Annotated in this window: 19 protein-coding genes and 1 tRNA gene; 8 read left to right on the top strand and 12 right to left on the bottom strand. The window is 68.1% G+C overall.

Features of this window, described 5'->3' with window-relative positions:
* The first annotated feature begins 30 nt into the window (after window positions 1–30).
* The 3 genes from DBV35_RS08445 to DBV35_RS08435 are packed head-to-tail and all read left to right on the top strand — an operon-like array spanning window position 31 to window position 3,605.
* Complete coding sequence (locus DBV35_RS08445) at window positions 31–831, top strand: CheR family methyltransferase (RefSeq protein ID WP_108659715.1); 801 nt, start codon at window positions 31–33, stop codon at window positions 829–831.
* A 3-nt stretch (window positions 832–834) separates the two neighbouring features.
* The gene (gene cheB / locus DBV35_RS08440; RefSeq protein ID WP_108659714.1) at window positions 835–1,929 is read left to right on the top strand and encodes a chemotaxis-specific protein-glutamate methyltransferase CheB; all 1,095 of its coding nucleotides are present in this window, start codon (window positions 835–837) and stop codon (window positions 1,927–1,929) included.
* A gap of 29 nt (window positions 1,930–1,958) precedes the next feature.
* Window positions 1,959–3,605 carry a hypothetical protein gene (locus DBV35_RS08435; protein ID WP_157961641.1) on the top strand — a complete coding sequence of 549 codons (1,647 nt, stop codon included), beginning with the start codon at window positions 1,959–1,961 and terminating at the stop codon, window positions 3,603–3,605.
* 59 nt (window positions 3,606–3,664) lie between these two features.
* On the opposite strand, the gene DBV35_RS08430 is transcribed toward DBV35_RS08435, so the two are convergent.
* The 3 genes from DBV35_RS08430 to speD form a co-directional block, all read right to left on the bottom strand.
* Window positions 3,665–3,741, bottom strand: a tRNA-Val gene (locus DBV35_RS08430).
* Window positions 3,742–3,846: 105 nt separating this feature from the next.
* Window positions 3,847–4,716, bottom strand: coding sequence for a polyamine aminopropyltransferase (gene speE, locus DBV35_RS08425; protein ID WP_108659712.1), 870 nt, complete (start codon window positions 4,714–4,716; stop codon window positions 3,847–3,849).
* Between the two features lie 2 nt (window positions 4,717–4,718).
* Window positions 4,719–5,264, bottom strand: a complete 546-nt coding sequence (speD, locus tag DBV35_RS08420; RefSeq protein ID WP_245943876.1) for an adenosylmethionine decarboxylase — start codon at window positions 5,262–5,264, stop codon at window positions 4,719–4,721.
* Between the two features lie 116 nt (window positions 5,265–5,380).
* Here speD and DBV35_RS08415 point away from each other — a divergent pair, with 116 nt between their 5' ends.
* The 5 genes from DBV35_RS08415 to DBV35_RS08395 all read left to right on the top strand — a co-directional run bounded on the left by DBV35_RS08415 (window position 5,381) and on the right by DBV35_RS08395 (window position 13,268).
* Window positions 5,381–5,944: a PadR family transcriptional regulator gene (locus DBV35_RS08415; RefSeq protein WP_245943875.1), complete on the top strand. Its 564-nt coding sequence runs from the start codon at window positions 5,381–5,383 to the stop codon at window positions 5,942–5,944.
* 9 nt (window positions 5,945–5,953) lie between these two features.
* Window positions 5,954–7,039 carry an efflux RND transporter periplasmic adaptor subunit gene (locus DBV35_RS08410; RefSeq protein WP_108659711.1) on the top strand — a complete coding sequence of 362 codons (1,086 nt, stop codon included), beginning with the start codon at window positions 5,954–5,956 and terminating at the stop codon, window positions 7,037–7,039.
* Window positions 7,036–10,629 (top strand): efflux RND transporter permease subunit, encoded by a 3,594-nt coding sequence (locus DBV35_RS08405; RefSeq protein WP_108659710.1) that lies wholly within the window; start codon window positions 7,036–7,038, stop codon window positions 10,627–10,629. Before DBV35_RS08410 ends, DBV35_RS08405 begins: the two co-directional genes overlap by 4 nt.
* 214 nt (window positions 10,630–10,843) lie before the next feature.
* Complete coding sequence (locus tag DBV35_RS08400) at window positions 10,844–12,766, top strand: ABCB family ABC transporter ATP-binding protein/permease (RefSeq protein WP_108659709.1); 1,923 nt, start codon at window positions 10,844–10,846, stop codon at window positions 12,764–12,766.
* 166 nt (window positions 12,767–12,932) lie between these two features.
* A complete protein-coding gene (locus tag DBV35_RS08395) occupies window positions 12,933–13,268 on the top strand; it encodes a hypothetical protein (protein WP_205648511.1) in 336 nt (111 codons plus the stop codon).
* 22 nt (window positions 13,269–13,290) lie between these two features.
* Here the strand turns inward: DBV35_RS08395 and DBV35_RS08390 are convergent, their stop codons facing one another.
* Genes DBV35_RS08390 through DBV35_RS08350 form a run of 9 tightly spaced genes read right to left on the bottom strand, consistent with a single transcriptional unit; the run spans window position 13,291 to window position 22,534 of the window.
* Window positions 13,291–13,581 carry a DUF1467 family protein gene (locus DBV35_RS08390; protein ID WP_108659707.1) on the bottom strand — a complete coding sequence of 97 codons (291 nt, stop codon included), beginning with the start codon at window positions 13,579–13,581 and terminating at the stop codon, window positions 13,291–13,293.
* Window positions 13,581–13,985: a methylmalonyl-CoA epimerase gene (gene mce / locus DBV35_RS08385; RefSeq protein ID WP_108659706.1), complete on the bottom strand. Its 405-nt coding sequence runs from the start codon at window positions 13,983–13,985 to the stop codon at window positions 13,581–13,583. Before mce ends, DBV35_RS08390 begins: the two co-directional genes overlap by 1 nt.
* Before the next feature lie 37 nt (window positions 13,986–14,022).
* Complete coding sequence (locus DBV35_RS08380) at window positions 14,023–15,699, bottom strand: ribonuclease J (RefSeq protein WP_108659705.1); 1,677 nt, start codon at window positions 15,697–15,699, stop codon at window positions 14,023–14,025.
* A complete protein-coding gene (locus DBV35_RS08375; protein ID WP_157961640.1) occupies window positions 15,696–16,460 on the bottom strand; it encodes a biotin--[acetyl-CoA-carboxylase] ligase in 765 nt (254 codons plus the stop codon). The genes DBV35_RS08380 and DBV35_RS08375 overlap by 4 nt, the downstream gene beginning before the upstream one ends.
* Window positions 16,457–17,899, bottom strand: coding sequence for an NADH-quinone oxidoreductase subunit NuoN (nuoN, locus tag DBV35_RS08370; RefSeq protein WP_108659703.1), 1,443 nt, complete (start codon window positions 17,897–17,899; stop codon window positions 16,457–16,459). Before nuoN ends, DBV35_RS08375 begins: the two co-directional genes overlap by 4 nt.
* Window positions 17,899–19,617 carry an NADH-quinone oxidoreductase subunit M gene (locus tag DBV35_RS08365; RefSeq protein ID WP_108660625.1) on the bottom strand — a complete coding sequence of 573 codons (1,719 nt, stop codon included), beginning with the start codon at window positions 19,615–19,617 and terminating at the stop codon, window positions 17,899–17,901. Before DBV35_RS08365 ends, nuoN begins: the two co-directional genes overlap by 1 nt.
* A gap of 52 nt (window positions 19,618–19,669) precedes the next feature.
* On the bottom strand, window positions 19,670–21,607 hold the full coding sequence (nuoL, locus tag DBV35_RS08360) for an NADH-quinone oxidoreductase subunit L (protein ID WP_108659702.1): 1,938 nt from the start codon (window positions 21,605–21,607) through the stop codon (window positions 19,670–19,672).
* Between the two features lie 4 nt (window positions 21,608–21,611).
* Window positions 21,612–21,917, bottom strand: coding sequence for an NADH-quinone oxidoreductase subunit NuoK (gene nuoK / locus DBV35_RS08355; protein WP_108659701.1), 306 nt, complete (start codon window positions 21,915–21,917; stop codon window positions 21,612–21,614).
* Window positions 21,914–22,534, bottom strand: a complete 621-nt coding sequence (locus DBV35_RS08350) for an NADH-quinone oxidoreductase subunit J (protein ID WP_108659700.1) — start codon at window positions 22,532–22,534, stop codon at window positions 21,914–21,916. Before DBV35_RS08350 ends, nuoK begins: the two co-directional genes overlap by 4 nt.
* Between the last annotated feature and the right edge of the window lie 427 nt (window positions 22,535–22,961).

The following is a 22,961-nucleotide window of genomic DNA, read 5'->3' as shown; positions in this document are numbered from 1 at the left end:
CAGAGTTCCCGTGAGTATCGGACAGCAACAATGAGCTACGACCGCCTGACCAGCATGGTCAAAGAGGAAATCGGGGTCGGCCTGCCGCCCAACAAGCGTCTCATGGTGGAGAGCCGCCTCAAGCGGCGCATCCTGACGCTCGGCCTCCCGGATCTCGACGCCTATCTCGACCATGTCTTCGTCGGCGGGGCCCTCTCCGAGGAGCGGGACGTGATCTTCGATGCCGTCACCACCAACAAGACCGACTTCTTCCGCGAACCGGAGCATTTCCGCATTCTTGCGAGCAAGATCATCCCGGCCCGGCGCAAAGGCGGCGGCGAGGCCTTCAAGATCTGGAGCGCGGCGGCCTCGACCGGGGCCGAGGCGTGGACGATCGCGATGGTGTGCGCCGAGGCGACGCAGGACGGGCCGCTCGACTGGCGCATCCTCGGCACCGACATCAACAAGGCCGTGCTCGATGTGGCCGAACTCGCGATCTATGACGACAATCAACTCGCCCCCGTCCCGCCGCACTTTGCGACCCGCTGGCTGATGCGCGGGACCGGCGACAGCGCGGGCCAGAGCCGGATCCACCCGCAGCTTCGCCAGCGCGTCCACTTCCAGCGCCTCAACCTGATGGGGCGGGCCTATCCCGTCGACCGGGACGTCGACGTGATCTTCCTGCGCAATGTCCTCATCTACTTCGACGCCGAGGACCAGGCGCGGGTGCTGCACCAGCTCGCCGAGCACCTCGCTCCGGGCGGCTATCTCATCGTCGGGCACTCCGAATCGATGGTCGTGCGCGGCATCGGCCTCACCCAGAAAGCGCCCGCCGTCTACCGGAAGGACTGACCGATGACACGCTCTCCGAAGCCGCTGAACGTGCTGGTGGTCGACGATTCCGCCTCGATCCGGGCCGCCTTCGGCCGGATCATCAGCGCCGATGCGGGCCTCAGCCTGATGGCGAGCGCGGCCGACCCGTTCGACGCCGCCGCCAGGATGCGGACCGCCTTGCCGGACGTGATCCTGCTCGACCTCGAACTGCCGCGCATGGACGGGCTGACCTTCCTCAAGAAGATCATGGCGCAGCGCCCGCTCCCGGTGGTGGTCTGCTCCAGCCACACCGAGTCGGGCTCGCGCGCCGCGCTCGCCGCGCTCGACGCGGGCGCGGCCGAGGTGCTCGCCAAGCCCCGGCTCGACACACCGCAGGCCCGCCGCGAGGCCGCGATGCGGATCGGGGACGCGCTGCGCGCCGCCGTCGCCTCCCGGCGCGGCAACGCGGCCGTCGCCGAGCTTGTGCCGGGCGACAAGCTGACGGCGGACGCGATCCTCCCGGCCGCGCCCCCGCGGCGCATCGCGCCGACCGCGCCGATCGTGGTCATCGGCGCCTCCACGGGCGGGACAGAGGCGCTGCAATCGGTGCTGACCGCGCTCCCCGCGGACGCACCCGCGATCGTCATCGTCCAGCACATGCCCGAGCACTTCACAGCCGCCTTCGCCCGCCGCCTCGACTCGCTCTCCGCGATCCGCGTCGCGGAGGCGGCCGACGGCGATGCGGTCGCGCAGGGGCTCGCCCTCGTCGCGCCCGGCAACCACCACCTCCTCCTCCAGCGCTCGGGTCGCGGGTATCGGGTCGGCGTCGTCGGCGGCCCCTATGTCAGCCGGCACCGGCCCTCGGTCGACGTCCTCTTCCGCGCCGCCGCGCAGCAGGCCGGCGCCAACGCGCTCGGCGTGATCCTCACCGGCATGGGCGACGACGGCGCGGCCGGCATGGCCGAACTCCACGCCACCGGCGCGCGCACCCTCGCCCAGGACGAGGCGACGAGCATCGTCTACGGCATGCCGCGCGAGGCGGTGCTGCGCGGCGCCGTCGACCGCGTGCTGCCCCTCGGCGCGGTCCCTGCGGAGATCGCGGCCTGGGGCGAGGCCCAGGCGAGGCGCTCGGCATGACCCATTCGGATCCGACACGGGAGGCGGGAGTGTTGCACCGGCAGGTGGGGGTCCTGCGCCATCGCACCGAGAACGTCTTCACCGCCGCGGGCGACCGGCTCGTCGCGGCGCTCGACGCCTTCACGGCGCTGGAGCGCGACGTCGCGGGGATCGCGGAATTCGCCTTGTCCGACCACGCGGCGCGACTCGCCAAGGCCGTGCCCGACCTTGCCTCCCGGTGCGCCCGGAGCGCCACGGAGGTGACGGACGCGCTCGCCCCGATCGAGTCGATCGCCGGTACCCTCGGCGACATGCGCGCCGCCGTCGCCGGGCTGAAGCGCCTCCTCGGCGTGATGCGGCTGATGTCGCTCAACGCGCAGGTCATCGCCTGCACCACGAAGGCGGAGGACGTGGACCTCGGCTCGATCGCCGACAGCGTGCAGCGCGTCGCGACGCAGGTCGAAACGATCGGCCGCGATATCGGCGAGCGCCTGACCGCGCTCGAGAGCGACGCCGCGCGCGTCGACGCGGGCGGCCAGGCCCTCGGCGCGCATTTCGGCGAGCGCATGCACGGGATGACGCGGGCCCTTGCCGGCGATCTCGACGGGTTCACCGAGGAGCTCGGCGACCTCACCACCTGCGGCGGCCGCCTCGGCGAGGCCGCGACGCGGGTGCGCGGGGCGGTGACGGTCGCGGTCGGCGCGATGCAGGCGGGCGATGCCCACCGCCAGCGCCTCGACCATGTTGAGGCGATCTTCGAGGCCGCCGGCCGGGGCGACACAGAGGAGCGGGACGCGTTCCACGACCTCGCCCGCCTTCAGCTCGCGGACGCGCTGGCGCGCCACACGGTCGAGGTCTCCCGCGCGATCTCCGCCTTGCGCGAGGCGGAGACCCACATCGGCACCTTCCGCGAGGCGGTCCGCGTGCTCCTGCCGGCGCCCGGCGAGCGCGGCCTCGCCCTCCTCGCAGCGGTGGAGGAGATCGAGGCCCTCCTCATCCGCAGTCGCGAGGCGCAGATCGTCCTCGACGGGGACGCCGCGCAGCTCGGCGCCAGTATGCGCGCCCTCCTCGACGCGGTGGGCGCGTTCGCCGAGACCGGCAAGGCGATGCGCTATATCAGCTTCAACTCGGTGATCGCCTGCGTCGGGCTCGGCGAGGACGGGGCGGCGATGCGGGCGGTGTCGGAGCACCTGCGCACCCTCGCCGCCGAGATCGCGGCGTGCCGCGCGGAGCTCGAGCGTCAGGTCGGCGGGTTGGAGGAGATGTGGTCGCGCGTGTCGGCCGGTCTCGCCCGCTCGCAGGACGACGCGGACGCGGGGGCCGGCGCCGTCGCGAGCGCGATCAAGCGGGACCTCACGAGCCTCGGCCAATCGCTGACCGAGCGGCTGGAGGAGCTGCGCCAGCGCAACGACGCGTTCGGCGACGTCGCCGCCGAAGGCGCCGCCCTCCTCGGCACCCATCTCGGCGAGGTGGAGGCGCTCGCGCGCGCCGTCGACGGATGGCGGGTGCCGGGCGCGCCGCATTTCGAGCCGACGGAGGCCTTCGCCGCGCGCGCGGCCGCCCTGCGCGCCGTCCTCTCGATCGAATGCGAGCGGACCGTCCATGACGAGTGGGCCGGCGCGCACGGCCTCGCGCCCCCGCCCCCCGCAAGCCCACGCCCGGCCGCCCAGGACGACATCTCCGCGATCCTGTTCTGACGCGGCGCGCCGACCGTCCGGCGCATCATTTCAAGGGTCTGGGCTATGCCGGGGGGCTCTGGTGGGCGGTGAGGGATTCGAACCCCCGACCTACTGGGTGTAAACCAGCCGCTCTAACCAGCTGAGCTAACCGCCCCCGATCGCGGCCGCGCGGGCGCCGGGGCGGAACGCGCCGCCCCTCTCGATCGCGCGGGAGTGATACACGCTGCGCGCCTCAAAACAAGCGCAGCGCCGCCGCGACCTATTCCCCGTCCGCCACGATCTCGGCCACATAGGCCGGCAGGGCGAACGCGCCGGCGTGCACCGCGGGCGTCCAGTAGCGCATCGTAAGGCCGAGCGCGGCGTGGCGCGCACGCAGGGTCTCGACCGGCACGGCGGCAAGGCCCGCATCGTCGGTGGAGAAGCCGTGGGCCATCGGCCCGCCGACATAGCTCGGAACCGTGGTGAGGAAGAACGACACCGCGCCGAAGACGCCCCGCAACGTCGCGGCATGGCCGCTGAGCCAGTCCGCCGACAGAAACGGCATCCCCGACTGGGTGACGAGCACCCCGCCCGGCTTCAGCATCCTCCGGCACCCGGCATAGAAGTCTGCGGTGAAGAGCACGGCCCCCGCCCCCACCGGATCCGGCGCGTCGACGATCACGACATCGTATCCGCCCGCGGGCGCGTTGGCGACGAAGGCGGCGCCGTCGTCGATCACGAGGTCGAGGCGCGGGTCATCGAACGCGCCGCGCGAGACGTCCGGGAAGAGCTCGCGGGCGAGGTCGACCACCGCGCGGTCGATCTCCACCATCGTGACGCGGTCCACCGGATGGCGCAGCGCCTCGCGCGCGACGCCCCCATCCCCGCCGCCGATGATCAGGACGTCCCGCGCCGCGCCGTGGGCGAAGAGCGGCACGTGCGCCATCATCTCGTGATAGACGAACTCGTCGCCCGTCGTGATCTGGTAGGCCCCGTCGAGGATCATCACGCGGCCGAAGGTCTTGTTCTCGAAGACCGCCAGATCCTGGGCGCTGTCGATCACGCGCACGGGCCCCTCGGCCTTCAGCGCGGTTCGGAAGCCCTCAGGATCGTTGACCGTCTCGAAGACCCAGCTGGTCTCGTCCGCCATGCTCAGACGCCGCGGCCGCGCAGCAACTCGCTGACCGCGATGCGGTCGGGCGAGAACGCTTCGCGCAGAACCTCGACACACGCCTCGGGCTGGGTCTCGCCGCACATGAAGATGTCGAGCGCGGCATAATCGTGCTCGGGCCAGGAGTGGATGGAGATGTGGCTCTCGGCCAGCACCGCGACGCCGGAGACGCCGCCATTCTCGTCGAAATGATGCAGGTGGACGTGCAGAAGGGTGGCGCCCGCGACCTCGACACAGCGCTTCAGCGTCGTCTCGATATGGTCAAGATCGTCAAGCCGCTCACCGCCATAGACATCGACGATCAGGTGAGCCCCGGCGCATCGGATTCCGCGCCGCATCATCAGATGATCTTCGCTCGTCTCGACCGCGACCTCAGCCGCGTTGGTTGCTTCACGCTCCACGACAATTTCAGTCGCGTCAGCAGAAAGGCGGTGTTGTGCCATCCGCGCCCCGTTCACCCCAATAATTGTTTCCATATCAAGCACGATAAGGGGCCGATCGCGGAAATTCAAGGAAAGAGAGCGCACTCAGCGCGCATGAGCGACATGGCACCACGGCCACGAACAGGGTTGAAGTGTGCCATGGAACTGCCATATCGGGCTGGTATATATCGAACAGGAATATACCGAAGCGAGGACCGCCGTTGCCCGTCGACACGTTGAGCCCCGTCAGCACGCTCTGCCTCGCCATCCTGCACCGTGGCGAAGCGACGGGTTATGAGATCAAGAAGGCGTCGGTCGAGGGCGACTATCGCTACTTCGTCGATGCGAGCTACGGCTCGATCTATCCGGCCCTCGCGCGGCTGGCCGCGGACGGATTTGTGACCGTTCGCGAGGAAACGCAAGCCGGGCGCCCCTCGCGCAAGGTCTATGCGATCACCAACACCGGCCGTGATGCGCTGATCGATGCGCTCTCGCAACACCCCGGAACCGATCTCTTCCGCTCGCGCTTTCTCCTTGTCGCGAAGTTCGCCGCCGACCTCCCGCAGGATGTCGTGCGCGCCGCGATCGAGGAGCGGCGGCAGAACCTCATGGAGGAGATCCGCCACCTCGAACGCATCGCGAGCGAGGACAAGGTCAACGAGGGCGTCGCCTGGATCACCGGCTACGGCCGCACCTGCATGGGCGCGTCGCTCGACTATCTCGACCGCAATGCAGAATCACTCATCGCCATGGCCCGCCACGATGTGGCCGACGCAGCCGAGTAGGAACACGTAATGAGAGTTCAGCTCATCCTTTCGCTCGTGATGGCGGCCGCCATCACGGCCTGGATGCTCTCGGGCGAGATGGTGGTGTCGGGCAACGCGCAGGAGGCGACGCGTCGCCCGCCCGCCGAACGCTCGCAGGCGCAGTCCGCCCCCTTCCGCGTGCGCGTCCAGGAGATCACGGCCGAGGAACGGCCGCGGACGCTGACGATGCGTGGCCGCACCCGTGCCGATTCGCTCGTCTCCGTCGCCGCCGAGACCGCCGGCCGGCTCGATGAGCGGCCGGTCGATCGCGGCAGCGTCGTCGAGCCCGGCGACGTCCTGTGCCGTCTCGACCGGGGCGTGCGCGAGGCGCAGGTCGCCCAGGCGAAGGCCGAGGCGGCGAAGGCCGAGCTCGACTTCGACGCGGCGAGCAAATTGAAGGGGCGCGGCTTCGAATCGGAGACCCGCGTCGCCGCGACCCGCGCCGCGCGCGATGCCGCGGTCGCCGCCGTCGCCGCCGCCGAGCAGGAGCTGGAGCGCACCATCGTGAAGGCGCCGATCGCCGGCATCGTGCAGGAGCCGATCGCCGATGTCGGGTCGATGCTCGCGATCGGGGGCCTGTGCGCCACCATCGTCGATGCCGACCCGATCATCGTGACGGGCCAGGTCTCCGAGCGCGACATCCCGATGATCGAGCCCGGCGTCTCGGCCGACATCCGCCTCCTCACCGGGGAGAACGTGACGGGGACAGTCGGCTACATCTCGACGACCGCGAACGCCGACACGCGCACCTTCACGGTCGAGCTCAGCGTTCCGAACGCCGACCGCAAGCTGCGCGACGGCGTGACGGCGGAGGCCCACATCCCGCTCGACCCGGTGAAGGCGCACCGCGTCTCGGCCGGCGTCCTCACGTTGTCGGACACGGGCGCGGTCGGCGTGCGCACGGTCGACGCCGACAACAAGGTCGCCTTCCAGCCGGTGAAGATCGTCACCCAGGACAGCGACGGCTTCTGGGTCACGGGCCTTCCGGACAAGGTCACGATCATCACGGTCGGCCAGGACTATGTCGCCGAGGGCCAGACCGTCGATCCGGTCTCGGAGAGTGAGGGCTCATGAAGGCCATCCTAGACGGGCTTCTCGACCGTCCGCGGACGCTCCTCACCCTCCTCGTCTTCCTGCTCGTCGCGGGCGGGTTCGTCTACGCGGCGATCCCGAAGGAGGCGAACCCGGACATCGACGTCCCGGTCTTCTACATCTCGGTGACGCAGCAGGGCATTTCGCCCGAGGATGCCGAGCGCCTGCTCGTCAAGCCGATGGAGACGCAGCTTCGCAGCCTCGACGGGCTGAAGGAGATCCGCGCGACCGCGTCGGAATCCCACGCCGGCATCATTCTCGAATTCAACGCCGACTTCGACAAGGACCAGGCGCTCGCGGACGTGCGCGACAAGGTCGACCGCGCCAAGGCGGACCTGCCGGAAGACGCCGAAGAGCCGACCATCACAGAGACCAACTTCTCGCTGGTGCCGACGATCATCGTCGCGCTCTCGGGCGACGTGCCGGAGCGCACCCTCTTCCAGCACGCGCGCCGCCTGAAGGACCAGATCGAGGCGATCCCGACCGTGCTGTCGGCCGACCTCTCCGGCCAGCGCGAGGAGCAGCTCGAGGTCGTGATCGACCGCACGCTGATGGAGAGCTACGGCATCGAGCCGCTCGACCTCCTCCAGCGCCTGTCGCGCAACAACGCGCTTGTCCCGGCCGGCTTCCTCGACACCGGCGAGGGCCGCTTCTCGGTGAAGGTGCCCGGCCTCGTCGAGAACCCGGCCGACGTCTACACGATGGTGGTGAAGCAGGACGCCGAGGGCGTCGTGACCGTGCGCGACATCGCCGAGGTGCGGCGCTCCTTCAAGGACGCGACCCAGTTCACCCGCGTGAACGGCCGCCCGGCGATCACCATCAACGTGGTGAAGCGCCTCGGCGAGAACATCATCCTCAACAATGACGCGGTCCGCCAGGTCGTCACCGACTACACGAAGGCGTGGCCGGACTCGATCAAGATCGACTATCTCCTCGACCAGTCGAGCTTCATCTACGAGGTGCTCGGCAGTCTCGAGGCCTCGATCTCCACCGCGATCGTCCTCGTGATGGTCGTGGTGGTGGCCGCCCTCGGCTTCCGCTCCGCCCTCCTCGTCGGCATCGCGATTCCGACCTCGATCCTCCTCGGCTTCCTGGTGCTGTCGGGCCTCGGGATGACGGTGAACATGATGGTCATGTTCGGCCTCGTCCTCACCGTCGGCCTCCTCGTCGACGGGGCGATCGTGATGGTCGAATACGCCGACCGGCGCGTCGCCGAGGGCGAGACGCGAACAGACGCCTTCCGCCAGGCCGCCCACCTCATGGCCTGGCCGCTGATCTCCTCCACCGCGACGACGCTGATCGCGTTCCTCCCGATGCTCCTGTGGCCGGGCGTTGCGGGCGAGTTCATGAGCTACCTGCCGATCATGGTCATGATCGTGCTGACGATCGCGCTCATCACCGCGCTCGTCTTCCTGCCGGCCGTGGGCTCGGTCCTGTCGAACGCACTGATCATCGGCCTCATCTCCGGCTTCGTCGCCGGTGGCGCCGCCGCGTTCGCGCTCGCGAGCGCCGGGCCGATGCAGTTCGCCGGCGCCGCCCTCGCCTTCCTGTTTGCCACCATCGTGACGACGCGCCTTGCCCGGCGCTGGGGCGCCGACCGCGCCACCGTCACCGCCACGCCGCAGCAGGGCCCTTTCGACCTTGCCAAGGTGCAGGGCGTGACGCGCCTCTATGTGCGGCTCCTGCGCCTCCTCGCGGGCAACGTCGCCGGCATCCTCGCCACGATCGTCTTCGTGGTGGGCGTCGCCGTCGCCGTGATCATGGCCTACGGGGCGAACAATAGCGGCGTCGAGTTCTTCGTGAACGAGGAGCCGGACGTCGCGGTCGTGATGGTCTCGGCGCGCGGCAACATGAGCGCGAAGGAGGCCCTCGCCCTCGTCTCCGAGGTGGAGCGCGAGGTGCTGGCGGTCGACGGCGTCGACAATGTCGTCACCAACGCCTTCCCGTCGGGCGGCAAGTCGAACGGCGGCGGGCTGGCGGACGGCGGCGGCGAAACGCCGGCCGACATCATCGGCCAGCTCCAGATCGAGCTCGTCGACTATTGCTGCCGCCGCCCCGCGAGCGAGATCTTCGACGACATCCGCGCCCGCACCAACTTCGCCGGCACCAAGACGGAGGTCCGCAAGATCGAGGGCGGCCCGCCGACCGGCAAGGACATCCAGCTCCAGATCAGCGCCAACAATTACGACACGCTGGTCGAGACGGTCGGCCGCGCCCGCGCGCACGTCGAGACGGTCGATGGGCTGCGCGATGTCGAGGACGACCGCCCCCTGCCCGGCATCGAGTGGCAGCTCGAGATCAACCGCCAGGAGGCCGGCCGCTTCGGCGCGGACGTCCAGGGCGTCGGCCAGATCATCCAGCTCGTCACCAACGGCGTGCTCCTGTCCAAGTATCAGCCGGACGATTCGGAGGACCAGATCGACATCCGCGTCCGCTATCCGGAGGCGGACCGCACGCTCGGCCAGCTGAGCGACCTGCGCCTGCCGACCGCGAACGGCCAGGTGCCGGTGGCGAACTTCCTGAAGATCACGCCGCAGCAGCGCGTCTCCTCGATCACCCGCATCGACGGCCTCTACGCGATGACGATCAAGGCCGACGTCCTCGAGGAGGAGGGCTACGACCTCAACGCCAAGATCGCCGAGCTGAACGAGTGGGTCGGGGCGCAGAGCTGGCCGACCGGGATCCACTTCAAGTTCCGCGGCGCCAACGAGGACCAGGCCGAGAGCTTCGGCTTCCTCATGAAGGCGATGATCGCCTCGCTGGTGATGATGTTCATCGTGCTCGTGACGCAGTTCAACTCGTTCTACCAGACGGGGCTGACGCTGCTCACGATCGTGCTCTCGGTGTTCGGCGTGCTCCTCGGCATGATCCTGACCGGGCAGAAATTCTCCGTCATCATGACGGGGACAGGCGTCATCGCGCTCGCGGGCATCGTGGTGAACAACGCGATCGTGCTGATCGACACCTTCAACCGCGAGCGGGCCGAGCAGCCGGACCTCCTGACCGCCGTGCTGTCGACCGCCGCCCAACGCGTCCGGCCGATCCTGCTGACGACGATCACCACGATCGCCGGCCTCATCCCGATGGCGACGCAGGTGAACCTCGACTTCTTCACCCGCACCGTCGCGGTGGGTGGCATCACCTCGATCTGGTGGGTGCAGCTCTCGACCGCGATCATCTCCGGCCTCGCCTTCTCGACGATCCTCACCCTCGTCGTGGTGCCGGTGATGCTCGCGCTGCCGGAGACGGTCTCGCGCGCCGTCGCCCGCATGAGGGGCCGCCCGGTCCCGGCGCCGGCGACGCCCGCGACCGGCACCGCCCTCGTCCCCGCCGCGGCCTTCGCGACCGCGGGCGCGGCCCGCGCGCCGGTCTCCTTCGTGCGCTTCGAGCCGGCCGACACCGAGGCCGCCACGACCACGGCGCAGCGCACACCCGCAGCCCCCCAGGCAGGAGGCGGCGACGCGCCCGATGTCTACGCCCCCGTCCTCGCCCGGATGGGGACGCGGGAGGAGGCGAGCGAGAAGCGCGACCGCCCCGACCGCGACGGACCGGTCACCGAAGCCGCCGAGTGATCCTGGAGGCCGTGGACATCGCGCCACGGCCTCTTATCTCTCCAGAGAGGCCCACCCTCGCGCCGCGCGCGATCCGCCGGGCCGCCACCCCGCGAACGACCCTTTAATTTCCAGCCGCCGCGCGCCCTTCGCCGGCGGTTCCGCCTTTGCCCCTTTCGGCCAAAACCTGAATTGGTCTAAGTCGAACCCGGCGCGCCAAGACGACACGGACGGCATGAGCATCTCCGACCAATCCCAAGTGACCGCCGACCGTGGCGAGACGTTCCGGGCGATCCGCCGCCTCTGGCCCTACATGTGGCCGAGCGACCGGCCGGACCTCAAGGCGCGTGTCGGGCTCGCGATGGCGCTCCTCGTCGTCGCCAAGATCATCACCGTCCTCATCCCCTATCTCTACAAGTGGACGACGGATGCGCTGACGCAGGACGAGTTCGGTCCGGCCGCGCACGCCGCCGCCGAAAAGGCGGACGGGTGGGCCCTCCCCGCATTCCTCGTCGCGCCGGTGATGCTCGTCATCGCGTTCGGGGTCGGCCGCATCCTCCTGATGGCGTTCAACCAGCTCCGCGACGCGCTCTTCGCCCGCGTCGGCCAGCACGCGGTGCGCGAGCTCGCGCGCAAGACCTTCATCCACCTCCACGCCCTCTCGCTGCGCTATCACCTCCAGCGCCGCACCGGCGGCCTCAGCCGGGTGATCGAGCGCGGCGTAAAGGGGATCGAGGCGCTGGTGCGCTTCACCATCCTCAACTCGCTGCCGACGGTGGTGGAGTTCGTGCTGACGGCGGTCGTCATCGCCTACCAGTTCTCCTTCTCCTATCTCGGCGTGATGGTCGTCGTGGTGATCCTCTATGTCTGGTTCACCGTGCGCGCCTCGCAGTGGCGCATCACCATCCGCCGCGAGATGAACGAGTCCGACACGGACGCGAACTCCAAGGCGATCGACAGCCTCCTCAACTTCGAAACCGTCAAATATTTCAACAACGAGCGGATGGAGGCGGAGCGCTTCGACCGTTCCATGGAGCGCTACGAGGACGCCGCGATCCGCACCTGGACCTCGCTCGCCTGGCTGAACATGGGCCAGACGGTCATCTTCACCGTCGGCCTCACCATCATCATGGTGATGTCAGCGCGGGCGGTGATGGCGGGCGAGCAGACCATCGGCGACTTCGTGATGGTCAACACCCTTCTCATGCAGCTCGCGATCCCGCTGAACTTCATCGGTTTCGTCTATCGCGAGATCAAGCAGGCGCTCGCCGACATCGAGGCGATGTTCAAGGTGCTGGCGATCCCGCAGGAGGTGAAGGACAAGCCGGGCGCGCCCGACATCCACGTCACCGAAGGTGCCGTCCGCTTCGAGGACGTCCACTTCCACTACGACCCCGAGCGCCCGATCCTCCATGGCATCTCCTTCGAGATCCCGGCCGGCCACACGCTCGCGATCGTCGGCCCCTCGGGCGCGGGCAAGTCCACGATCTCGCGCCTCCTCTTCCGCTTCTACGAGGTCTCGGGCGGGCGCATCACCATCGACGGGCAGGACATCAGCGAGGTGACGCAGATCTCGCTGCGCCGCGCGATCGGCATCGTCCCGCAGGACACCGTCCTCTTCAACGACACGATCGCCTACAACATCGCCTATGGCCGCCCCGGTGCGGGCCGCGAGGAGGTGGTGCGCGCGGCCGAGATGGCGCAGATCGCGCGCTTCGTGGAGAGCCTGCCGGCGGGCTTCGACACCGAGGTCGGCGAGCGCGGGCTGAAGCTGTCGGGCGGCGAGAAGCAGCGCGTCGCGATCGCCCGCACGATCCTGAAGGCACCGCCGATCCTCATCCTCGACGAGGCGACCTCCGCCCTCGACACCAAGACCGAGGAGGACATCCAGTCCGCCCTCGACGAGGTCGCGACCGGGCGCACCACGCTGATGATCGCCCACCGCCTCTCCACCGTGGTGAAGGCGGACCAGATCATCGTCGTGGAGGCCGGGCGCATCGTGGAGCGCGGCACGCACCAGAGCCTCCTCGAACAGAGCGGGCTCTATGCCGAGATGTGGAACCGCCAGCTCCAGGACGAAGCCGCCGCCGAAGCTGCCGCGCAGATCGAGGGCAAGGGCCCTTCCGTGCGCGAGCGCGAAGAGGCGTTCGGCAAATAGCGCGCGTCATCCCCTCATGGAGCCATGGCGGGCTGACCGACGTGTTCGCCAGACAAGCACGGAGCGCCCGGCGTTGCGTGAGGAAATGAAGGCTCTCGGTGCGCCGGCGGCGGGGGCGTCGCCGGGCTTTACACCCACCGAGACCGGCCTGTATCGCAGACCGATGGTGCGTTTTTTTCTGATCCTCGCGGCTCTTCTCGTCGCAGCGAACGGGTATGCGGCGGGCTTTCCTCCCCTCGACGCGCCGCGCGCGGCCGACGCGGCCGGGCCGACGCTCTGGATCGAGATCCACGACTGCCACACCAACCCCTTCTTCGACGCCGAAGGGCGGCTCCATCGCCATGACTCGAGCACCTGCGAGGTGAAGCCGATCGAGCCGCTGCTCGGCGCGGACATCTGCTCCACCGTCGCCCAGATGTGCGAGACCTATTGCGAGCCGAACGAGAAGCCGTTCCGCTGCCTCCGCCGATGCTATCGCCGGAACGCGCCGCCCGTCTGCTGAGGCGCGGCGCGGCCCATTGGGATCAGCCGAAGCGCTGGTAGCCGCCGCCATCCCCCGGCGGGCCGGGGAGCGGGATGTCGTCGAGGGTGAGGCCGCTGTTCAGCACCGCGATCAGCGCCGCCAGCGCAATCGCTGCCACCACCGACGTGATCGCCATCTTGATGAGGAGGCGCGGGCGGGCGGGCGCGCCGCGGTCGGTGCCCGCCACACGGTCGCTCTCCGGCACGGGGTCGCGGTTGCCCCATGGCAGGACCGCGAAGAAGAGGATCCACCAGAAGACGAAATAGATCGCGATGGCGCTGCCGATCTGCATCAGACCTCTTCGAGCTCGGTGAGGACGCCGCCCATGTCCTTCGGGTGGAGGAAGAGGACGGGCTTGCCGTGCGCCCCGATCTTGGGATTGCCGTCGCCGAGCACGCGGGCGCCCGCTTCGGCAAGGCGCGCGGCGGCGGCGCGGATGTCCGTCACCTCATAGCAGACATGGTGGAGGCCGCCGGCCGGATTCTTGGCGAGGAAGGCTGCGATCGGCGAGTTCTCGCCGAGCGGCTCCAGAAGCTCCACCTTCGTGTTGGGCAGGACCACGAAGACGACGCGCACCCCATGCTCGGGCAGGTCCATCGGGTCGGACACCTCCGCCCCGAGCGCGCCGCGATACATCGCCGAGGCGGCGGCGACGTCGCTCGTCGCGATCGCCACATGATTGAGCCGGCCGATCATCCTGTCCCCCCTGCCCCCGGTCGCGCGCGCCGAGGCCTCAGGCCGTCATCACCACGAAGACGTGGCAGAGCGGCTTCTTCCCCCATCGTTGGGACATATGGGAGCGAATGGCACGCCGCGCCGCCTGCGCGACGACGTCGCGGTCCCGGCGGCGGTGGCGCGGGATGCTCTCCACCGCGCTCGCGATCTCGTCGACGAGCTGCTCGCGGAAGGTCTCGCCATCATCATCGCTCGTCGGCACGCCGACGAGGACGACCTGCGGGTCGTCCTCCAGCTCGAACCGGTCGTCGAGGGTGACGACGGCGGAGATGACGCCCGCGAAGGCGAGCGCGCGGCGCTCGCGGATGTTCGAAGCCTCGGGCGTGCGCAGGAGGCGCCCGTCGAGGAGGAGGACGTCGACCATCACCTCGTCGACCACTTCGGCCGGCGCGGGGGCGAGGCGCAGCATCTTGCCGTTCTCGATGACGACGACCTCGGGGACGCCCGCATCCTTCGCGAGCTTCGCCTGCGCCATCAGATGCATCGGCTCGCCGTGGACGGGCACCACCACGCGCGGCTTCAGCCAGCGATACATCTCGACGATCTCGTCCCGCCGCGGGTGGCCGGAGGTGTGGACGAGGCCGTCCGCGTCGGTAATCACCTCGATCCCCTGGATCGCGAGGCCGTTCACGACCGCGTTCACCGCCTTCTCGTTGCCCGGAATAGTGCGCGAGGAGAAGATCACCCGGTCGCCCGGTGCGAGATTGACGCGGGGATGCTCGTCGTTCGCGATGCGCGCGAGCGCCGCCCGGTCCTCGCCCTGGCTGCCGGTGAGAAGCACCAGCACCTTGTCGCGCGGGAGGTGGCCGAAATCGTCCTCCGACAGGAAGCGCGGCAGCCCGTCGAGGAAGCCGCAATCGGTCGCGACCTCGATGACGCGCCGCATCGAGCGGCCCATCACCACGACGTGCCGGTCCGCCGCGGCCGCCGCCTCGCAGATCGCGCGGATGCGGGCGACGTTGGAGGAGAAGGCGGTGACGGCGACGCGGTTCGGCGCGGATGCGACGAGCGCCTTCAGCCCTTCGGCGACGTCATGCTCGGACGGGGAGCGGCCGGGGCGCGTCGCGTTGGTGGAATCGCTCATCAGGGCGAGGATGCCGTTCTCGCCGATCTCGCGGAAACGGTCGACGTCGATCGGGATGCCGACGCCGGGCGTCGGGTCGATCTTCCAGTCGCCCGAGTGGACGATGATGCCGGCCGGCGTCGTGATGGCGAGCGCGTTCGGCTCCGGGATCGAGTGGGAGACGGGGATCAGCTCGATCTTGAAGGGGTCGAGGTCGAGCGTCGCCCCTTGCTCCACCACGGTGACCTCCGGCCAGACCTGCCGGCCGTTCTCGATCGCCTTGGCGCGCAGGAGCCCGGCGGTGAAGCGCGTCGCGTAGACGGGGCATTCGAGCCGCGGCCACAGGTCGAGCACCGCGCCATAATGGTCCTCGTGCGCGTGCGTCAGCACGAGGCCGACGAGGTCGCGCCGCTCCTCCTCGATGAAGCCGATGTCCGGCATGATGAGGTCGATGCCCGGCGTGACCCGCGGGTCGGCGAAGGTGACACCGCAATCCACCATCAGCCACTTCTTGGCGTGCGGCGGCCCAAACCCGTAGAGGCCGAGATTCATGCCGATCTCACCAACCCCGCCAAGGGGTAGGAAGACCAGCTCGTCACCGGCTTTGCTCATACTCGCTCCGAGCGGACGAAGACATCACCGGCGGTGATGAAGGAAAGGTTGCCTGCGGCGTCGACCAATATCAACCGGCCCGTTGAATCGAGGCCGTCAAATCGACCTTCGCGAGTTTCCTGATCGAAGCGCACAACCACTTGTTCGCCCAGCCCGACCGCGCGTGCAAGCCATCGCTCGCGGATTTCGGCAACGCCCCCCACCCGCCCGAGCGTCGCCAGGATGGCGGCGACTTCCTGCCGCAAGGCGTCCAGAAGTGTGTCCAAAGTGAGGCCTGGGACGAGGGTGTGGAGCGCGATCGCCGGGATCGGACTGTCGGTCCGATCCGGGGCGTGCGCGACGTTGATGCCGATGCCGATCACCACGCGGCGGACCGGGTCCGGCGGGCCGGAAATCTGCGTTTCGAGCAGGATTCCGCACACCTTCGCCCCATCGACGAGGATGTCGTTCGGCCATTTGAGGCGCGGTGAGAGGCCGGTCGCGGACGCGATGGCGTCGGCGACAGCAACGGCGACCGCGAGCGGCAGGAAGCCGAACGCGTCCGGCGGGAGGTCTGAGACGAAGGCATGGGAGGCGTAGAGATTGCCCTTCTCCGAAACCCAGGGACGGCCCCGCCGTCCCCGCCCGGTCAATTGCCGTTCGGCAACCACCCAGACGGCAACGCCTCCGTCGCGGAGGCGTTGCATGGCTTCGTCATTTGTCGAACCGACGTCGCCGAGGCGGACGACCGTCCCCGGCGACGACGCATGTTCGGGCGTCAAAAGAGACTCTGAGCGGCGGCCGTCGCTGCCGACAGGATCGGCGTCCACACCAGGAAGAAGAGGAGGCTGAAGGCCCCGCTGACGGCGAGGATGAGGCGAAGCTCACCCGCCATCGGCTCGAACCGGTCGCGCGGCTCGTCGAACACCATCACCTTGATGATCCGCAGATAGTAGAAGGCGGACACCGCCGAGGAGAGGACGCCGATGATCGCGAGCGGGATGAGGTCCGCCTCGACCGCGGCAAGGAAGACGTAGAACTTGCCGAAGAAGCCCACGAGCGGCGGAATGCCGGCGAGGGAGAAGAGGAGGAGCGTGAAGGCCGCCGCCATCCACGGATGGGTCTTCGCGAGACCCGAGAGGTCGGAGATCTCCTCCACCATGCCCTCGTCCGCACGCCGCATCGCGATGATGCAGGCGAACGCGCCGAGCGTGGTGATGACGTAGATCGTCATGTAGAGGACGACGCCGATGACGCCCTGCTCCGTCCCGGCGGCGAGGCCGACGAGCGCGTAGCCGATATGGCCGATCGAGGAGTAGGCCATCAGGCGCTTGATGTTCGTCTGACCGATCGCCGCGAACGCGCCGAGGATCATCGACATCACCGACAGGAAGATCACGATCTGCTGCCAGGCGATGAAGGCCGGGGCGAACGCATCCATCACGAGGCGCACGAAGAGCGCCATCGCGGCGACCTTGGGGGCCGCGGCGAGGAAGGCGGTCACCGGGCTCGGCGCACCCTCATAGACGTCGGGCGTCCACATGTGGAACGGCACGGCCGAGACCTTGAAGGCGATGCCCGCGAGCACGAACACCACGCCGAAGAGGATGCCGAGGCCCGCCCCGTCCGCGGCGATGACGCCGGAGATCGTCTCGAAGCTCGTCCCGCCGGTGAAGCCATAGATGAGGCTGATGCCGTAGAGGAGCATGCCCGAGGAGAGCGCCCCGAGGACGAAATATTTGAGGCCCGCCTCGGTGGAGCGCACCGAGTCGCGGTTGATCGAGACGACCACGTAGATCGCGAGCGACTGCAGTTCGAGGCCGAGATAGACGGCGATCATGTCGCTCGCCGAGATCATCAGCATCATGCCGATGGTCGAGAGCAGGATGAGGACCGGATACTCGAACCGGGTGAACTGCTGGAAGCGCGCGTAGGACGACGACATCATGATGGCGACGGCCGCGCCGATCAGCGCGAGCACCTTCAGATAGCGTGCGAAATTGTCGAACTGGAACGCGCCGTCGAACGTCGACGACCCGCCGCGCAGGGTGCACACGGCGACGATCGAGCCCAGGATCGCGAAGATCGCGAGGAGGTTGATCGTCGGCACCGCGTCGTCGTCGGTGAAGGCGCCGGTGATGAGGAGGATGATCGCGACGACCGCGAGGATCAGCTCCGGCAGGAGCGGCACCAGGTTGGGGAAGACGTGAAGGTCAGTCATCACTGGCCCTCTCCCTCAGCGGCCGGCTCGTCATGCGCAGGCTCTTCATGCGCGGGCGCGCCAGAGGCGGCCTCACCGTGGGTGCTCTCATTCCCGTGGCTTTCTTCTGAGCCCGACTCACCATGCCCCTCGGACGGTGGGGTCATCCCGGCCGCTTCCATGCCGGCCGCGACCGCGTCGGCGGAGGAGCCGGTCTCGGTCGCGAAGGCCGCCCCGTCGAAGACTGGGCCGGGCTGCGTGCCGATCGCCTGCGCGACATCGGTCACGAGGGCGTTCACCGACGCGTCTGTCACGTTGAGGACCGGGTTCGGGTAGATGCCGAACAGGATCGTCAGGATGACAAGCGGGACGAGGATCACCTTCTCGCGCAGGTCGAGGTCCTGCATCCGGCGCATCGATTCCTTCTCGAGCGGGCCGAGGACCACGCGGCGATAGAGATAGAGCGCGTAGGCCGCCGACAGGATGACGCCGGTCGCCGCGCCGAAGGCGGCGAGCGTGTTCATCTTGTAGGTGCCGACGAGCGTCAGGAACTCGCCGACGAAGCCCGACGTGCCCGGCAGGCCGACATTGGCCATGGTGAACACCATGAAGGCCGTCGCGTACCAGGGCATGCGCTGGATCAGGCCGCCATAGGCCGAGATCTCGCGCGTGTGGGTGCGGTCATAGACGACGCCGACGCACAGGAAGAGCGCGGCCGACACGATGCCGTGCGACAGCATCAGGTAGATCGCGCCCTGGATGCCCTGCACGTTCATCGCGAAGATGCCCATCGTCACGAAGCCCATGTGGGCGACCGACGAGTAGGCGATCAGCTTCTTCATGTCCTGCTGGGCGAGCGCCGTCAGCGAGGTCACGATCACCGCGATCACCGAGAGGGTGAAGATCAGCCAGCCGAACTCGTTGGACGCGTCCGGGAACATCGGCAGCGAGAAGCGCAGGAAGCCGTACCCGCCCATCTTCAGGAGGATGCCCGCGAGGAGCACCGAGCCCGCCGTCGGCGCCTCGACGTGCGCGTCGGGCAGCCAGGTGTGCACCGGCCACATCGGCATTTTCACCGCGAAGGAGGCGAAGAAGGCGAAGAAGAGCCAGGCCTGCATGTCCGCCGGGAACTGATAGGCCATCAGATCCGGGATCGAGGTCGTGCCCGCCTGCCAGTACATCGCGATGATCGCGATCAGCATCAGGAGCGAGCCGGTCAGCGTGTAGAGGAAGAACTTGAAGGTCGCGTAGATCTTCCGCTGTCCGCCCCACACGCCGATGATGAGGAACATCGGGATCAGGCCACCTTCGAAGAAGATGTAGAAGATCACGATGTCGAGCGCGCAGAACACGCCGATCATCAGCGTCTCGAGGACGAGGAAGGCGACCATGTACTCGCGGACGCGGACGTTGATCGACTTCCACGACGCCAGGATGCAGAACGGCATCAGGAAGGTCGTCAGGATGACGAACAGCATCGAGATGCCGTCGACCCCCAGATGATAGCTCATCAGGCCGGGGATCCAGTTCCGCTTCTCGACGAACTGGAAGCCCGGATTGGCCATGTCGAAGCCGATCCAGAGCCAGAGCGAGAGCGCGAACGTGAAGGTCGTCGTGATGAGGGCGACGCGGCGGATATTCTGGACCGCCGCCTCGTCGTTGCCCCTCACCGCGAGGATGAAGCCGACGCCGACGAGCGGCAGGAAGATCAGGATCGAAAGGATCGGCCAATCGGACATCATCGACCGGCCTCCCCTTTCAGGCGCGCGGCCTCAGGCTGGACTTTGGCGATCATAGGTAGCCCCTGTTCAGGGCGATCATCACGGTCACGAACACGGCGATCCCGGTCAGCATCACGAATGCGTAGTGGTAGAGGTAGCCGGACTGGAAGCGGTGGGCGATGACCGACAGGTCCTTCACCCGGGCGGCGATCCCGTCGGGCCCCACTCCGTCGATGACACGACCGTCGCCGCGCCAGAACATACGGCCCAGCCAGCGTGCCGGCCGCACGAAGATGTAGTCGTAGAGCTCGTCGAAGTACCACTTGTTCAGGAAGAACTGGTGGACGCGCGGGAACGCCTCGATGAAGCGCTTCGGCAGCGTCGGCACCAGGATGTAGGTGAGGACCGCGATGCAGAAGCCGATCACCATCGCGATCGCCGGCGACAGGATCACCCAGGTCGGCACCTCGTGCATCGCGTGGAGGACGTGGTTGGCCGCCGAGGCGAAGATCGCGCCGTTCCAGAAGTCGCCCGTCGGCTCGCTGAGGAAGACCGTCGCGAACACGTAGCCGGCGGCGAGCGCGCCGAGCGTCAGGACGCCGAGCGGCACCAGCATCGTCCACGGCGATTCATGGGCATGCTTGAAGGTGTCGGCCGGGGCCCGCGTCGTGCCGTGGAAGGTCATGAACACGAGGCGCCAGGAGTAGAAGGAGGTCAGCAGCGCCGCGCCCACCGTCATGATGAAGGCGTAGATCGCGAACGGGTTCTCGCCGACGAAGGTCGCCTCGATGATCGCGTCCTTCGAGAAGTAGCCGGCGGTCAGCGGGAAGCCCGTTAGGGCGAGCGTGCCCGCCATCATGCCGATATAGGTGTAGGGGATCTTCTTCCAGAGCCCGCCCATGCGGCGCATGTCCTGCTCGTCGTGCATGGCGTGGATCACCGAGCCCGCCGACAGGAACAGGAGCGCCTTGAAGAAGGCGTGCGTGAAGAGGTGGAAGATCGCGATGCCGAACGCGCCGACGCCGAGCGCGGCGAACATGTAGCCGAGCTGCGAGCAGGTCGAGTAGGCGATCACGCGCTTGATGTCGTTCTGGGCGCAGCCGATCGTCGCCGCGAACATCGCCGTCGTCGCACCGATGAAGGTGACGAAGGCGAGCGCGGACGGCGCGAACTCGAACACCGGCGACATGCGCGCCACCATGAAGACGCCCGCCGTCACCATGGTCGCCGCGTGGATGAGGGCGGAGACCGGCGTCGGGCCTTCCATGGCGTCGGGGAGCCAGGTGTGCAGGAAGATCTGCGCCGACTTGCCCATCGCCCCGATGAAGAGGAGGAGGCAGATCAGCTCGATCGCCGGCACCTCGAAGCCGAGGAAGGTGAAGGTGTGCGTCGACAGCGCCGGAGCCGAGGCGAACACCGCGTCGAGCTGGACGACGCCCGTCATCGCGAACAGCGTGAAGATGCCGAGCAGGAAGCCGAAATCGCCGACGCGGTTGACGACGAAGGCCTTGATGGCCGCCGCGTTCGCGGACGGACGGTCGCTCCAGAAGCCGATCAGCAGGTAGGAGGCGAGACCGACGCCTTCCCAGCCGAAGAACATCTGGACGAGGTTGTCCGACGTCACGAGCATCAGCATCGCGAAGGTGAAGAGCGACAGGTAGGAGAAGAACTTCGCCTTCGCCGGATCGTGCGACATGTAGCCGAACGAGTAGAGGTGGACGAGCGCGGAGACCGTGTTCACCACGATGAGCATCACCGCGGTCAGCGTGTCGACCCGGAGGCGCCAGGCGATCTCGAGGTCGCCCGAGACGATCCACTGGGCGATCAGGATCCGCTCCGTCGGCGCGCCGTGGAAGCCCCAGTTGAAGAACACGATCCAGGACAGGACCGCGCAGACGAAGAGGAGGCCGGTGGTGACCACCTGCGCCGCGAGCGCGCCGACCTGACGGCCGAACAGGAACGCGAACAGGAAGCCGAACAGCGGCAGGAAGACGATGAGCTGCACCATCGAATCAGCCCTTCAAGGTATCGATGTCTTCCACCGCGATGGAGCCGCGGTTGCGGAAGAAGGCGACGAGGATGGCGAGCCCGATGGCCGCTTCAGCGGCCGCCACGGTCAACACGAAGAGCGCGAAGACCTGACCGACCAGATCATTGAGCGCCGCCGAGAAGGCGACGAAGTTGATGTTGACCGCGAGCAGGATGAGCTCGATCGACATCAGGATGACGATGACATTCTTCCGGTTGAGGAAAATGCCGAACACGCCGAGGACGAACAGGATCGCCGCGACGGTGAGGTAGTGCGACAGTCCGATCACAGCTGAAGTCCCCGGCCAGATGCCACTTCGCGGACCTCGATCGAATCTTCCGGCCGGCGCCCGACCTGCGCGGCCACATTCTGCCGCTTGGCGCGGGTGGTGTGGCGCAGCGTCAGCACGATCGCGCCGATCATCGCGACGAGCAGGATCAGTCCGCAGATTTGGAAATAGAAGGCGTACTTCGTGTAGAGCACGTTGCCGAGCGCCTCGGTGTTGGTCACCGCGGTCGGGTCGGGGATCGGGAGGGCGCCCTGGGCCGCAATCTCGGGCGAGAGCGTGTAGGCGCCGAGGACGAGGATCAGCTCCACCAGGAGCACGATGCCGACGGCCGCGCCCACGGGCAGGTACTGCATGAAGCCCTGCCGCATTGCAGCAAAGTCCACATCCAGCATCATCACCACGAAAAGGAAGAGGACGAGGACCGCGCCGACATAGACGACGATCAGGATGAGGGCGAGGAACTCGGCCCCTGTCAGCATGAAGAGACCCGCGCCATTCAGGAAGGCGAGGATCAGGAACAGCACGGAATGGACCGGATTGCGCGAGGAAATGACCATCAGCGCGGACGCCACCATGATGGTGGCAAAGATATAGAAGAACAACGCGACCAAGGTCATTCGGCGTCTCTCACGCACGGCTCGAACGGGGATGCGCAGCGGCGGGCGTGCCGCGGCCACGAACCTCTTAGCGGACGCACCATGGCACGTCCACCGCTCCCATTGCGTTGAACCATTCCAAACGGCTCCTGTCCCTGTGGAAGTCGGCCCCGGACCAGCGTCGCACGGACGACAGGCCCATCACCGACCAGAATTCGGCGGCATTGTTGACGATCCGGCCGGCCATCGCATCCCTCGCGATCGCCGCCCCTCGCACGCAGTTCAAAATTTGAAGATCGCCAGGGAAGCGCGCGCGCCGTCCCCCTCTGGCGTCCGTCTCCGTACCCACGCCCGGTCGCGACGCCCCGCCCGTCCCCGTGACAGAACGCAATGCGGCACCCGCTCGCCGAGGCCTGGCGCACGGGTGAGTCGCGATGGATGGGATGCA

It is taken from the genome of Acuticoccus kandeliae (genome assembly GCF_003073115.1).
The sequence above is the reverse complement of the archived record's forward strand: the minus strand, read 5'-3'. Positions and strand labels throughout refer to the sequence as shown.

Bases quoted from the DNA above. Each gene is read 5' to 3' on its own strand.
- DBV35_RS08445 (WP_108659715.1), top strand. From the start codon at position 31: ATGAGCTACGACCGCCTGACCAGCATGGTCAAAGAGGAAATCGGGGTC.
- cheB (WP_108659714.1), top strand. From the start codon at position 835: ATGACACGCTCTCCGAAGCCGCTGAACGTGCTGGTGGTCGACGATTCC.
- speE (WP_108659712.1), bottom strand. From the start codon at position 4,716: ATGGCGGACGAGACCAGCTGGGTCTTCGAGACGGTCAACGATCCTGAG.
- DBV35_RS08410 (WP_108659711.1), top strand. From the start codon at position 5,954: ATGAGAGTTCAGCTCATCCTTTCGCTCGTGATGGCGGCCGCCATCACG.
- DBV35_RS08405 (WP_108659710.1), top strand. From the start codon at position 7,036: ATGAAGGCCATCCTAGACGGGCTTCTCGACCGTCCGCGGACGCTCCTC.
- DBV35_RS08400 (WP_108659709.1), top strand. From the start codon at position 10,844: ATGAGCATCTCCGACCAATCCCAAGTGACCGCCGACCGTGGCGAGACG.
- DBV35_RS08390 (WP_108659707.1), bottom strand. From the start codon at position 13,581: ATGCAGATCGGCAGCGCCATCGCGATCTATTTCGTCTTCTGGTGGATC.
- mce (WP_108659706.1), bottom strand. From the start codon at position 13,985: ATGATCGGCCGGCTCAATCATGTGGCGATCGCGACGAGCGACGTCGCC.
- DBV35_RS08380 (WP_108659705.1), bottom strand. From the start codon at position 15,699: ATGAGCAAAGCCGGTGACGAGCTGGTCTTCCTACCCCTTGGCGGGGTT.
- nuoN (WP_108659703.1), bottom strand. From the start codon at position 17,899: ATGACTGACCTTCACGTCTTCCCCAACCTGGTGCCGCTCCTGCCGGAG.
- DBV35_RS08365 (WP_108660625.1), bottom strand. From the start codon at position 19,617: ATGTCCGATTGGCCGATCCTTTCGATCCTGATCTTCCTGCCGCTCGTC.
- nuoL (WP_108659702.1), bottom strand. From the start codon at position 21,607: ATGGTGCAGCTCATCGTCTTCCTGCCGCTGTTCGGCTTCCTGTTCGCG.
- DBV35_RS08350 (WP_108659700.1), bottom strand. From the start codon at position 22,534: ATGACCTTGGTCGCGTTGTTCTTCTATATCTTTGCCACCATCATGGTG.